The sequence below is a fragment of the Chromohalobacter sp. 11-W genome, assembly GCF_029889905.1.
In the GTDB taxonomy this organism is placed as follows: domain Bacteria; phylum Pseudomonadota; class Gammaproteobacteria; order Pseudomonadales; family Halomonadaceae; genus Chromohalobacter.
The window spans coordinates 138,263-151,152 of sequence record NZ_JARANZ010000008.1 but is presented as its reverse complement, the minus strand read 5'-3'; the positions used below and the strand labels follow the sequence as shown (position 1 = coordinate 151,152).

Annotated in this window: 11 protein-coding genes; 9 read left to right on the top strand and 2 right to left on the bottom strand. The window is 60.4% G+C overall.

Features of this window, described 5'->3' with window-relative positions; all coding sequences use genetic code 11:
- Positions 1-27 precede the first annotated feature (27 nt).
- The 4 genes from dhaL (at position 28) to OP494_RS12775 (ending at position 5,354) form a co-directional block, all read left to right on the top strand.
- Entirely contained in the window at positions 28-681 is a 654-nt protein-coding gene (gene dhaL / locus OP494_RS12790; protein ID WP_280541251.1) for a dihydroxyacetone kinase subunit DhaL, read from the top strand.
- A 99-nt stretch (positions 682-780) separates the two neighbouring features.
- On the top strand, positions 781-1,737 hold the full coding sequence (tal, locus tag OP494_RS12785) for a transaldolase (RefSeq protein WP_280541249.1): 957 nt from the start codon (positions 781-783) through the stop codon (positions 1,735-1,737).
- Positions 1,738-1,762: 25 nt separating this feature from the next.
- Entirely contained in the window at positions 1,763-3,754 is a 1,992-nt protein-coding gene (gene tkt / locus OP494_RS12780; protein ID WP_277811321.1) for a transketolase, read from the top strand.
- Positions 3,755-3,974: 220 nt separating this feature from the next.
- On the top strand, positions 3,975-5,354 hold the full coding sequence (locus OP494_RS12775) for an NAD-dependent succinate-semialdehyde dehydrogenase (protein ID WP_280541247.1): 1,380 nt from the start codon (positions 3,975-3,977) through the stop codon (positions 5,352-5,354).
- Positions 5,355-5,490: 136 nt separating this feature from the next.
- Here the strand turns inward: OP494_RS12775 and OP494_RS12770 are convergent, their stop codons facing one another.
- Complete coding sequence (locus OP494_RS12770) at positions 5,491-5,619, bottom strand: hypothetical protein (protein ID WP_280541245.1); 129 nt, start codon at positions 5,617-5,619, stop codon at positions 5,491-5,493.
- 93 nt (positions 5,620-5,712) lie between these two features.
- A complete protein-coding gene (locus OP494_RS12765) occupies positions 5,713-6,483 on the bottom strand; it encodes a MipA/OmpV family protein (RefSeq protein WP_280541243.1) in 771 nt (256 codons plus the stop codon).
- Positions 6,484-6,765: 282 nt separating this feature from the next.
- On the opposite strand from OP494_RS12765, the gene OP494_RS12760 reads away from it, so the two are divergent.
- The 5 genes from OP494_RS12760 to gtdA all read left to right on the top strand — a co-directional run bounded on the left by OP494_RS12760 (position 6,766) and on the right by gtdA (position 12,863).
- A complete protein-coding gene (locus OP494_RS12760; RefSeq protein WP_280541241.1) occupies positions 6,766-8,727 on the top strand; it encodes an FAD-binding monooxygenase in 1,962 nt (653 codons plus the stop codon).
- Positions 8,728-8,897: 170 nt separating this feature from the next.
- Positions 8,898-9,905, top strand: coding sequence for a TRAP transporter substrate-binding protein (locus tag OP494_RS12755; protein WP_280541239.1), 1,008 nt, complete (start codon positions 8,898-8,900; stop codon positions 9,903-9,905).
- Between the two features lie 47 nt (positions 9,906-9,952).
- On the top strand, positions 9,953-10,471 hold the full coding sequence (locus OP494_RS12750) for a TRAP transporter small permease (protein WP_280541237.1): 519 nt from the start codon (positions 9,953-9,955) through the stop codon (positions 10,469-10,471).
- 3 nt (positions 10,472-10,474) lie between these two features.
- Positions 10,475-11,734 carry a TRAP transporter large permease gene (locus OP494_RS12745; RefSeq protein WP_280541235.1) on the top strand — a complete coding sequence of 420 codons (1,260 nt, stop codon included), beginning with the start codon at positions 10,475-10,477 and terminating at the stop codon, positions 11,732-11,734.
- Between the two features lie 79 nt (positions 11,735-11,813).
- Positions 11,814-12,863 carry a gentisate 1,2-dioxygenase gene (gene gtdA, locus OP494_RS12740; RefSeq protein ID WP_280541234.1) on the top strand — a complete coding sequence of 350 codons (1,050 nt, stop codon included), beginning with the start codon at positions 11,814-11,816 and terminating at the stop codon, positions 12,861-12,863.
- The last annotated feature ends 27 nt before the right edge of the window (positions 12,864-12,890 follow it).

Genomic DNA, 12,890 nt, shown 5'->3' with positions numbered 1-12,890 from the left:
TCGGAACCGCTACCACGGAGACTCATCATGCAAGTTCTGGACGCGACTCAAGGCAGGGACATTCTCGAGGAGCTGGTCGAGGTCATCGTCGACAACCGCCAATACCTGAGCGACGTCGACGGCGCGATCGGCGACGGCGATCACGGCATTAACATGGCCAAGGGGTTTCGGCTTTGCGGGGAATCGGTCGCCGGCCAATCGCTGTCGCTTTCCAAGGCGCTGGGCACGCTCGCCACGACCTTGATGGGCTCGATCGGCGGTTCGATGGGGCCGCTTTATGGCAGCCTCTTCATGGGCATGGCCAAATCGGTCAAGGACAAGAACGTCCTCGACGCCAAGGATTTCGGCGACATGCTGTCCGATGGACGCGAAGCGCTCGAACAGATCAGCGATGCCAAGGTCGGCGACAAGTGCCTGCTCGACACCCTGGTGCCGGCCATCGAAAGCTACCGTCAGGCCATCGAGGTCAGCGACGATTTCCCGAATGCGCTGCAGGCATTGCGCAACGGCGCCCAGCAGGGACGCGATTCGACGCTCGACCTGGAAGCCAAGATCGGGCGCGCGGCACGCCTCGGCGAACGCTCGTGTGGCCATCTGGATGCCGGCGCAGTGTCATGCTGCCTGCTGCTGACCCGATTGGCCGATAGCACCGAACGCCGCCTGGAAAAAGCCGCCGCCTGAGTACTGGCGGCCGCTCGCTCGGTCCCTTCCATTTTCTCGCCCCGACGCTACCTGGCACGTCGTGGGCCTTCACGCCCGCATACTGCGGCGGAGCACAACATGGTTTCACAGCTCGACTCACTCAAGGCACTGTCGCAAGTGGTCGCCGATACCGGGGACCCAGCCGCCATCGAACGTTATCGGCCCATCGATGCCACCACCAATCCTTCCTTGATCCTCAAGGCATTCGAGCTGCCCGGCTATCAGCCACTGATCGAGCGGATCCTGGAAGAGGCGCGTGACGAGAAGCCACATGACACCGACCAATTGGAGCGCATCGTCGATCGACTCTCGGTAGGCATAGGCAGCGAGGTCGCCCAACTCATTCCGGGACGCGTCTCCACCGAGGTCGCCGCCAAGCTCTCGTTCGATACCCAGGCCAGTATCCGCAAGGCCCATGAGTTGGTGGCGCGTTACGAGGCACTGGGTATCGGCCGCGAGCGTATCTTGATCAAGCTCGCCTCGACCTGGGAGGGCATCCGCGCCGCCGAGGTGCTCGAGCGCGAGGGCATCCAGTGCAACCTCACGCTCCTGTTCAGCGACGCTCAGGCGCAGGCCTGCTTCGATGCCGGCGTGTTCCTGATTTCACCCTTCGTGGGGCGTGTCACCGACTGGTATCAGAAAGAAACCGAGCAAACGTTCTCCCCGGAGGACGATCCCGGCGTACGGTTCGTGCGCCAGGTCTGCGAGCGCGCCGACCAGGGTGGCTACGACACCGTCGTCATGGGGGCCAGCTTCCGCACGCCGGAGCAAGTCCTCGCCCTCGCCGGCTGTCATCGACTGACGATCTCCCCCGCCTTGCTGGAAACGCTCGAGGCACGCGAAGGTGATGTCGACGCCAAGGTCCGCTTCACGCATCCCGAGGCGCAGCCTGCCCCTCCCCTAGAGGAAAACACCTTTCGCTGGCAGCATAACCAAGACCCCATGGCCATCGACAAGCTGGCCGAAGGCATTCGTCGCTTCGCCGACGACCAGGCCTGTCTCGAGGACTTGATCGCCGACCGGCTCGCTAACTGAATCATCGCTCACGGAGGAGATACCGATGCCCTCTCGCTTCACGCTAGCCAATGCCATTCGCGCCCTGTCGATGGATGCCGTGCAGGCAGCCAATTCCGGCCATCCCGGCGCGCCGATGGGTATGGCCGATATCGCAGAAGTGCTGTGGAACGACCATCTAAAACACAACCCCGGCAACCCGACCTGGCCCGACCGCGACCGTTTCGTGCTCTCCAACGGGCATGGTTCGATGCTCTTGTACTCGCTATTGCATCTCAGCGGCTACGACCTGGCCATCGACGACATCAAGCAGTTTCGCCAGCTCCATTCACGCACGCCGGGTCATCCCGAGCTCGGCTACACGCCTGGGGTCGAGACCACCACCGGCCCGCTGGGTCAGGGGCTGGCCAACGCCGTGGGCTTGGCGCTGGCCGAACGTACCCTGGCCGCGCAGTACAATCGCCCAGGGCATGACATCGTCGATCACCGCACCTGGTGCTTCGTCGGCGATGGTTGCCTGATGGAGGGCATCAGCCACGAAGCCTGCTCGCTGGCAGGAACGCAGGGGCTCGGCAAGCTGACCGTCATTTACGACGACAACGGCATCTCCATCGACGGCGAGGTCGCGGGCTGGTTCACCGATGACACCGCCAAGCGCTTCGAGGCCTATAACTGGCAGGTCATCGCCGACGTCGATGGGCATGACCCCGCCGCCATCGAAGACGCCATCAACGCCGCCACGCAAGACGACCAGCGCCCGACCTTGATCATCTGCAAGACGGTCATCGGCTTCGGCGCGCCCAACAAACAGGGCACCGGCGCCTGTCATGGTGCCGCCCTGGGCGAGGATGAAGTCGCCGCCGCGCGCCAGCGCCTCGAATGGTCACACCCGCCGTTCCACGTCCCCGACGAGGTTTACGCGGGCTGGAACGCCGACGCGGCCGGCCAGCAAGCCGAGGACGAGTGGCGCCAACGCTTCGCGCGCTACGCCGAGGCGTATCCCGAGCTTGCCGCAGAGCTCGAGCGCCGCTGGCGTGGCGAGCTGCCGGGCGATCTGGGCGGCAGCGCCCTGATCGAAGACGCCCAGCAAGCCTGCGATACGCTGGCCTCGCGCAAGGCCTCACTCGGTGTGCTCAACCACCTGGGACCACGCCTGCCGGAACTGCTGGGTGGTAGCGCCGACCTCGCGCCGTCGAATCTGACGATCTGGGAGGGCGCACGCGCCATCTCGGCCCAGGCGCCCGACGGCAACTACCTGCATTACGGTGTCCGTGAATTCGCCATGGGCGCCATCATGAACGGCATCAGCATGCACGGCGGCTTCATTCCCTATGGAGCCACCTTCCTGACGTTCATGGAATACATGCACAACGCCGTGCGCATGGCCGCCATTGCGCGGCGCCAGGTGATCTTCGTTTACACCCACGACTCCATTGGCCTTGGCGAAGACGGCCCGACTCACCAGCCCATCGAACAGCTCAATGCGCTGCGCATCACGCCCAACTTGGCAACGTGGCGCCCCTGCGACGCCACCGAAACCAGCGTGGCCTGGCTGGCGGCGCTCAAGCGCCAGGACGGCCCCACGGCTTTGGTGTTCTCTCGCCAAGGGCTTCCCGGGCAAGCACGCGATGTCGCCCAGCTCGCCGCTATCGAACGCGGCGGTTACGTGCTCGACGATTGCGAGGGCACGCCCGAGTTGATCCTCATCGCCACCGGCTCGGAAGTCGGTCTGGCCATGGAAGCGGCTGCCCAGCTCAACGATCAGGGACGGCAGGTCCGCGTCGTCTCGATGCCCTGCGCCAGCGAATTCGATGCCCAAGACGCCGATTACCAGGAGGCAGTGCTACCACCCACGGTGACACGCCGGCTCGCCATCGAAGCTTCGCATCCCGACTATTGGCGTAAGTACGTCGGCCCTCGCGGCAACGTGATCGGCATGACCGGCTATGGCGAATCGGGCAAGGCCGAGGACCTGTTCCGGCACTTCGGCTTCACCGTCGAAAACGTGATCGACAAGGCCCGCGCCTTGCTCGACTGACCCGCCTGGCGACATGGCCGCCAAGGTCGTGTCGCCATTTGCCCGGATCCGATCGTCCTGATCGGCGGCCGCTTCGAAACACCATGGCTCGATGAGTATGAAGGCGCCATGGAAATACCCCTTGATTCTCTCCTTCAGCATCGCCAGAACGAGTAGTGAGGCAAGCAGGAAGGCTGCCTCGGGAAGACTCGTCGCCGACGATCCCGTTAAGGAGGATGACATGAGCCGCAAGACCCTCACCGCCGTCAATCCCGCCAACGATCAAGTACTCGGCGAGCACGAGATGCTCGACGATGCCCAGTTGGCTGAAAAGCTCGACCAAGCCCGCGCGGGCTATGCCGAATTCCGCCACTTGCCGTTAGCCGATCGTCGCCAACGGCTCACCGCACTGGCCGACTTGATCGACCAGCATCAGCGCGAAATGGCCGAGATCATCGCCCATGAGATGGGCAAGCCCTTCCACCAGGGGATTGCCGAGACACAGATTTCCTCGGCCATCGTTCGCTTCTACGCCGACAACCTGGAGTCCCTGCTCAAACCCCAATCACGTCAGGTGGAAGGCGCTCAAAAGGCCGAAATCGTTCACGACCCGATGGGCGCCGTACTCGGCGTGATGCCGTGGAACTATCCGCTTTATCAGGTGGTGCGTTTCGCAGCGCCCAACTTGGCGGGTGGCAACGTCTGCCTGCTCAAGCACGCCTCCAACGTGCCAGGCTGTGCCAAATACATTACCAAGCTGTTTCATGACGCCGGCTTCAAGGAAGGCACCTTCACCTGGCTACCGATCGGTTCCGACAAGGTCGAGGGCATCGTTCACGATCCGCTCGTCTGCGGCGTCACGCTGACCGGCAGCGAAGATGCCGGTCGCGCTGTGGCCAAGATCGCCGGCGATGCCATCAAGCCCAGCGTGCTCGAACTCGGCGGTATCGACCCGTTGATCGTGCTCGACGACGCCGATGTCGACAAGGCAGTGGAACTGGCCGTGAACGGTCGCTTCGATAACACCGGGCAAAGCTGCGCGGCCTCCAAGCGCCTGATCGTGGAACGCCCGATGCTGGAGCGCTTCACCGAACGGCTCATTGACCGTGTTCAGACGATGCGTATCGGTGATCCCATGGACGGCGATACCGAGGTCGGCCCCATGTCGCGCAAGGATCTGCGTGACGATCTCCATGACCAAGTTCAGCGGGCGATCAAACAAGGGGCGCAGCTAGAAACCGGCGGCGAAATACTCGACCGCCCCGGCGCCTGGTATGCGCCCACGGTGCTGACCAATGTCGCGCCCGGCAATCCGGCCTTCGACGAGGAGCTGTTCGGCCCGGTGGCCTCGGTCATCGTCGCTGACGACGCCGATCACGCCATCGAGCTGGCCAACAATTGCCGCTATGGATTGGGTGGCACCGTGGTCGGTCAGGACGTGAAGCGCGCCGAGCAGGTCGCGCGCCGTCTCGAAGTCGGTATGAGCTTCGTCAATCAGCCCACCACGCCCTTCGCCGAGCTTCCGTTCGGTGGCGTCAAGGAAAGTGGTTACGGTCGCGAGCAGAGCGAATATGGCTTCGGCGCCTTCCTCAACGTGCGCACGGTCTACATCGCCGAGTAAGCATGCCTTGAGCGCACCCAACGCAAGCGCCCCGCCCAAATAATTGGGCGGGGCGCTTTGTCGTTCGGCATCCGCTATTTGCCATCACCAGCTAGGCCAGCCATGTCGCGGCTATGGGTCCCCTAGACTGGATCCCTTAGATATAGGCGTGCAATGACCGCTCTTGAAAGCTGCGATAAGCACTCTCGGTCATCATTTCCAGCACACGGCCTCCATACTTGCCAAAACGCTTGAGCAGAGTCGGTCGTGCAGTCGAAATCGTCATGGATAACGTGCCTGTGTCGGTGGATACACAAGCATTATACCTTAGTCTTTACACTTTGGTCTAATAAACGCCCCGCACGGCCAACCCCTCAGACTAGAAATTGTAGTTGATGAATCCGCCCACGTAGGCCTGAGTCTCATCACCGATCTCGTCGACGATGGGGCTGTCCTTGGCGTCGCCGGTCAGGCGCGACACGCCGACCATACCCGTGACGGACCATGTCGGCGTGAGATAATAACTGGCGCTGGCATCGGCACCCACTTTGAAATAGCCCTCGTTCGGTGAATACGCATTCAACCCCGAACGCTGGCTTTCACGCGCCGAGATGCCGAACATATCCTCGGCCCAGGACTCGCTTCCATAGGCGACGCTTGGGCCCAGCGAAACGGAAAGTCGCTGGGTCAAGCGCGAGCGCCAATGTGCCTTGGCGCTGGCATGATACCCATCCACGTCCCCGCTCAGCGGCGTTTCCACGGCCGCACTGTACTGCCAATGGCCCTCGGTGTATTCGGCCCGCAGTCCTGCCGTGACGCCGCCGTCGACCTTGTCCAGGCGATGCAGATCGTCCTCGTCGTCGCGTCCGAAGGTGTAGCCAAGAAACGGCGACACCTGCCAGCCATCCCGATGAATGACATTCCAGCCCACGCCATCGCGCGCGTTGATATACACGCTATCGCCATAGGTCAGGTCGACCGATGGCCATACGGACGTCTCGTAATCGTCGCTTCCCAGATAATCGGGCGCGTAAACCGCCCCCGCGCCCAGACTCCCTTGCCAGCCGCTGTCCTGTGCATGGCTGGGCATTGCCACTGCTATCAGCGGCAGTCCAACAACCAGCGCCGCGTATCGATATCCTGCCTGCATGTCGTCTGACTCCCTGGATTCATTGCATGACCACCGGTTGGGCGCCTGCCACTTTGCAGGCACACGCACCCGGCCCTTTACATACGATATCGTAGGTATCCGGGCCGTGCCAGCCATGCCAAACATGGCCGATAGACAACCAGGGAGTCGATTCATAACGGCCCGTATCAAGCAATTGCAATCTACCGTCTACATTTGATCGAGTTACGACTTTGGCCGAATTGATCACAATACTGATAATCACCATAGTGACGATAATTTCGCCACTGAAAAGGTAACCCCATGCAATTCCATCGTGATGGCTTCCGCACCGGCAACCCGGCCCTTCACACTCCCATTGGGGGCCCTGCCAATACCGATGCCTTACCCGAAGAAGTCGACGTGCTAATCGTTGGCTGCGGCCCGGCTGGCCTGACACTGGCGGCCCAGCTGTCGGCTTTCCCAGATATCAAGACGCGTATTGTCGAACAGAAGAGCGGGCCTCTGGAGCTCGGCCAGGCCGATGGCATCGCCTGCCGTACCATGGAGATGTTCAATGCTTTCGGCTTCGCCGAGAAGGTGCTCAAGGAGGCTTGCTGGATCAACGAGACGGTGTTCTGGAAGCCCGACGAAGAAAACCGTCAACACATCGTGCGCCACGGTCGCGTTCAAGACACCGAAGATGATCTATCCGAGTTCCCTCATACGGTGCTCAACCAGGCACGGGTCCACGACTTCTATCTGGAGGTGATGCGCAATTCACCCACTCGCCTGGAGCCCAACTACGCACGACGTGTCCTCGACGTGGAGATCGACCCGACCCTGGCCGCCGCAACCATCCTGGAAGACGACGACCACCCGGTGACGGTGACCCTCGAGCGCACCGATAAAGCCCATGCCGGCGAGGTCGAAACCGTGCGCGCCCGCTACGTGGTGGGCTGTGACGGGGCGCGTAGCGTTGTACGCAAGTCGCTGGGCCGGTCTTTGAAAGGCGACTCCGCCAATCAGGCCTGGGGTGTCATGGATGTGCTGGCGGTCACCGACTTTCCGGATATCCGCATGAAGACGGCGATCCACTCCGCCAACGAGGGCAATATCCTGGTCATCCCACGGGAGGGTGGCTATTTGGTGCGACTCTATATCGAACTCGACAAGCTCAAGCAAGACGAGCGCGTCACGAATCGCCACATCACCGCCGAACAGCTAGTTGCCGTCGCCCAGCGCATCCTCCACCCCTATACATTGGAGGTGAAGGAGATCGCCTGGTGGTCGGTCTACGAGATCGGCCAGCGGCTATGCGACAAGTTCGATGATGTGCCCGTATCGGAGATGGAAAGCCGCTTTCCGCATGTATTTATCGCCGGGGACGCCTGCCATACTCACAGTCCCAAGGCCGGGCAGGGCATGAACGTTTCGATGCGTGACACTTTCAACCTCGGCTGGAAACTGGCTGCCGTGCTACGCGGGCAGGCCGCACCGACGCTGCTACACACCTATACCGCTGAGCGCCAGACCGTGGCCAAGGAGTTGATCGACTTCGATCGCAAGTTCGCCAAGATGTTCAGCGCCCCGCCCAAGGGCTCTCCTGAAGGCTCTTGCAAAGACCAGGGCGACGGCGTGGATCCCAAGGAGTTCCAGCAATATTTTATCCAGCAAGGACGTTTCACCGCCGGCACGGCGATTCAGTATTATCCATCGCTGATCTGCGCCGAGCCGGCCCATCAGCCGTTGGCCAAGGGTTTCATAACCGGCACCCGCTTCCATTCCGCCCCGGTGGTGCGCCTCTCTGATGCCAAGCCCATGCATCTAGGGCATGTGGTCGAGGCCGATGGACGCTGGCGGCTATTCGCCTTCGCCGGAAACGGCAACCCCACCGCCGAGGGATCAGCACTGCGGACACTCTGTCAGTTCCTCTCCGAATCCTTGGATAGCCCCCTGCGCCGCTACACCCCAGCGGGAGAAGACATCGACGCAGTGTTCGACCTGCGCGCTGTCTGCCAGCAGGGCTTTCGTGACCTCTCTTTGGATGACTTCCCAAGCTTGCTCTGGCCGCGAAAAGGCCGCTATGGCCTGCGTGACTACGAAAAGGTGTTCTGTGCGGATCTCAAAAGCGGCCAGGATATATTCGACATGCGCGGCATAGATCGCGAGCAAGGCTGCCTGGTGGTAGTGCGACCCGACCAGCACGTCGCCCAGGTGCTGCCACTGGAGGCCCACGACCAGCTCGCAGCCTTCTTCGCCAACTTCATGCTCGACACCGGTTGAGACGAATTTCCGCTCTATCTAGAGAGCTATAGACGTTATCAACCGAGAGGCACAGCGACTGATTGCCACCTTTGTATAATTGAGCACAATACTGACAATCATAATACTGATTAATAGCCCAATACGCCTTGGGTCACAGCTCAGTTCCCAACAACAACGAGACCAAGACAATGAGAATCTATCCCCTGACAGCACGCCCCCTGACCTTTGCTGCCCTCGCACTCGGCAGCGCACTTCTTAGTTTCTCGGTTCCTGGCGAGGCTAAGGAGCTGAAACTAGGGCTAATAACGCCTCCCCAGCATGTCTGGACTAAGGCCGCTCACGAATTCGCCGAGCGAGTGGAGTCGGAAAGCGACGGCGACTTGAGCGTGGCCCTATTCCCCGCCGGGCAACTCGGGGACGAGCCGGCGATGTTTGCACAGATGCAGTCCGGCTTGTTGGACATGGGCATTATGACCGCCGCTATCACCAGCCAACGCGAGCCGTCAGTTAACGGCTGGTTCACGCCATTCCTGTTCGATAGTGTCGAGGACGCTATCCAAGCCGCGCACACCCCCGCCGCTGAGCAGATGCTCGATAATCTCGAAGATAAGGGCCTTCACGCCTTTGGCTATACCTTCGCCGGCATGCGCCACATCCTGATGCGCGACCACGCCGTCACCTCACTCGACGACCTCGATCATCAGAAGATCCGCATCATTCCCATCTCTGCCATGCAAACTTGGTGGCGCGCAACGGGTGCGGTGCCAACCCCCATTCAACTGCCCGACGTCTACCAAGGCTTGCAGAATAAAATGATCGACGGTGTCGGCATTGATCTCGACGCCTTGGTCGGCTCTGGCTTCGATGAAGTGGCTCAGCACCTCACGTTGACTAACCACATGGCCTTCCCGGCGATTGCCATGATCAGCACAACCACTTGGAACACACTGAGCGAAAACGAACGCAAGGTCGTGAACCATGCCATGCACGAGGCGTTGGACTGGGCCAACCAGGCTCAAATCGATGCCGAGGCCGACAATCTCGCCTACCTCGAGAAACACATCGATGTCCGTCACCTCGACGACGCCAAGACGCAGTTTGCCAAGGCCAATGCCGCCTTCGATGACAAGTTCTCGGTTTTGCCGCTGATCAGCCAATTCCAGCAGCAAGTCGCTGACCAGCATACCGAGCAATAAACGAGCCACGGTGGCCGCTTATCCATTACCGCGATGCAGGTGACACCATGACAACTTCCCATGGAACCCTCCTCACCCGTGCCAGCCGTGCCGTCGTTCACGTAGAGCAATGGGTTTGCAGCGCACTGATCGTCACTTTCGGCATACTGCTGATTATCAACGTGATCCTTCGTTACGCCTTCAACAGCCCATTGTTCTTCGCCGAGGAGTTAGGCGTTTACATCTTGATCTGGATGGCTTTTATGGCCATCTCGATCGGCATCCACCATGACAGCCATGTGCGGCTTACCATGCTCACGGGAGTAATGCCAGACCCGCTACGCGCGGCCTGCTACTGGATCAGCGAATTGATCTGTCTGGCCATCTTGGCGGTGCTGCTCAAGTACTCGCTTGACTGGGTCACATCCCCGGCCGTGGCCTTCGATATGGCAATCACATTGGGTTGGGACAAATGGATCTTTTATCTGATTATCCCTCTGTTCTCGGCTACGTCCCTGCTGCACATAACCGCCCGCCTCACCGACCGCTCATGCCATGCCTTTCCCCTCGGCGTGCAGGAGGACTGACCTATGACGCTCGGCATATTCATCCTGCTCATGCTCATGGGCATGCCAATCGCCTTCGTTTTGCTGGCAACCACCTTTGCGTTCATCCTGCTCGACGGTAACTTCCGTGCCCTCGAGACGCTGCCACAGGTGCTATTTGGCTCGCTGGAGGTCTTCGATCTGCTGGCGATTCCGCTGTTCATCCTGCTTGGTGAGATCATGAACGAGGGTGGAATAACCCGGCGCATCATCCTCGCAGCGCGTGCCTGGTTCTCATGGTTACCGCACAGCATTGCTTATGTGTCGCTGACCTCGAACCTGATGCTCGCTTCGATTATGGGCTCGGCCACCGCCCAGATTGCGATCATGAGCCGCGTAATGACCCCCGAGCTGGAAAAGGACGGCTACGACAAGGGCTTTGCCGCCGCGCTGACCGCCGGTTCCGGTCTACTCGGACCGATCATTCCACCGTCGATGATCTTCATCATCTACGGGGTGATCGGACAGGTATCCATCGGATCGATGTTTCTAGGCGGCATCCTGCCAGGATTAGCGCTGTTCGTGATCATCAGTGGCCTAATCGCACTCTTTGCCCACCGCGCCAAATCGGCGAACGCTCCAAGACCGACACACATCGACAAGTGGCAGGCCACACGCGGCGCGCTACTGACCTTGTCGATTCCGCTGGTGATCGTCGGCGGCATTGCTTTCGGCATCGTCACGCCCACCGAGTCGGCCGCAGTAGCGACGCTGCTCGCGGTGCTTCTCGGTGGCTTGGTGTTTCGTGAGCTCAAGCTCGCCAGCCTGCCCGCCCTGCTGCAACGCACAGCCCGCAACACCGCCATCGTGCTGTTCCTGATTGCTGCGGCCAAGGCTTTTGGTTGGGTACTGGTATTCAACCAAATCCCGCAGCAGGTCGCGGGGATGATGCAGACCACCACCCAGAGCCCGCTGCTCTTCATGCTCATGGTCTTCGCCTTGCTGATCGTGGTCGGAATGGTCCTCGACGGCATCGCCGCACTGATCATTCTGGTGCCGATCCTGCTACCGGTCGCTCAGCAGGGCTATGGCATCGATCCAGTCGCCTTCGGTGTGGTGACCTGCATGACTCTGACCTTGGGACTGCTGACGCCCCCCGTCGGTGCCGGCCTGTTCATGGCCTCAGCAATAAGCAATGTCAGCCTGGCGCGGATCACATTTTGGATTTTGCCGTTCATCCTCGCCGCCAGCTTGGTGATTCTGCTGACGATCTTTTATCCCGCACTGGTCACAGCCTTTCTATAGCGTCACTGGCATGGACCGCAAAAAGCTCTCGAAAAGACGAGAACAGGTGCGATACCCCTAATCCGCAAGGAGGTGTGTCATGTCACTCACCGAAGCTCCAAAAAGATCACCGGAGCGCGATGCGTTTTATACCAAGCTTAACGATAAAAACTTCAGCGCACTTTGGACCGTACTTAACAATCTCATTACGCCCACACCGAAGAGCGAATGCCAACCGCATCGCTGGGAGTTCGACCCAGCCCGCGAGCTGCTGATGGAGGCCGGCAATCTGATCACTGCCAAGGAGGCCGAACGGCGAGTACTGATCCTAGAGAATCCCGGAATGCGCGGCCAGAGTCGTATCACCACGTCGCTCTATGCGGGACTGCAGCTGGTTCTGCCTGGCGAAGTGGCACCCGCCCATCGTCACAGCCAATCAGCGTTGCGCTTCGTGATGGAGGGTAGCGGGGCCTGCACCGCCGTCGACGGCGAGCGAACGTATATGGAAGTGGGTGACTTCGTGATCACACCGCCTAATGCTTGGCATGATCACGGGAATGAGTCGAACGACCCGATGATTTGGATGGATGGCCTCGACATTCCGATGCTGTCGTTCTTCGATGCTTCTTTTGCCGAAGGATTGGGCGAAGATACGCAGGCACTCACCAAGCCCAACGGAGATTCACAGGCCCGCTATGGCGCCAACTTGCTACCCGTCGACTTCGAGCGCACGGGGCTAAGTTCTCCTCTTTTCAACTATCCCTATACGCGAACCCGCGAAGCTCTCGAGGTCATGCAACGTCATGATGAGTGGGACCCATGTCACGGTCTCAAGATGCGCTACATCAATCCACTCGACGGTGGCTCAGCGATGCCCACCATTTCTCCCTTCGTGCAACTGCTGCCCAAAGGCTTCAAGACCGCTAGCTATCGTTCGACCGATGCCACGGTGTTCACCGTCGTTGAGGGTAGTGGTACGACCACCATTGGCGACACTACTTACCACTGGAAACCCAAGGACATTGTCGTGATACCCAGTTGGTGCCCGGTAGTCCATCAGGCCCACGAAGATGCTGTTTTATTCAGTTTCTCCGACCGGGTAACTCAGCAAAAGCTGGGCATCTGGCGCGAGCAGCGCAGTGCCGACTGACTCTTTGTCACTCAACCTTTTTCACTC

Coding starts and splice junctions, on each gene's coding strand:
- gtdA (WP_280541234.1), top strand. CDS start 11,814: ATGTCACTCACCGAAGCTCCAAAAAGATCACCGGAGCGCGATGCGTTT.
- OP494_RS12745 (WP_280541235.1), top strand. CDS start 10,475: ATGACGCTCGGCATATTCATCCTGCTCATGCTCATGGGCATGCCAATC.
- dhaL (WP_280541251.1), top strand. CDS start 28: ATGCAAGTTCTGGACGCGACTCAAGGCAGGGACATTCTCGAGGAGCTG.
- OP494_RS12770 (WP_280541245.1), bottom strand. CDS start 5,619: ATGACGATTTCGACTGCACGACCGACTCTGCTCAAGCGTTTTGGCAAG.
- OP494_RS12755 (WP_280541239.1), top strand. CDS start 8,898: ATGAGAATCTATCCCCTGACAGCACGCCCCCTGACCTTTGCTGCCCTC.
- tkt (WP_277811321.1), top strand. CDS start 1,763: ATGCCCTCTCGCTTCACGCTAGCCAATGCCATTCGCGCCCTGTCGATG.
- OP494_RS12760 (WP_280541241.1), top strand. CDS start 6,766: ATGCAATTCCATCGTGATGGCTTCCGCACCGGCAACCCGGCCCTTCAC.
- OP494_RS12765 (WP_280541243.1), bottom strand. CDS start 6,483: ATGCAGGCAGGATATCGATACGCGGCGCTGGTTGTTGGACTGCCGCTG.
- OP494_RS12750 (WP_280541237.1), top strand. CDS start 9,953: ATGACAACTTCCCATGGAACCCTCCTCACCCGTGCCAGCCGTGCCGTC.
- tal (WP_280541249.1), top strand. CDS start 781: ATGGTTTCACAGCTCGACTCACTCAAGGCACTGTCGCAAGTGGTCGCC.
- OP494_RS12775 (WP_280541247.1), top strand. CDS start 3,975: ATGAGCCGCAAGACCCTCACCGCCGTCAATCCCGCCAACGATCAAGTA.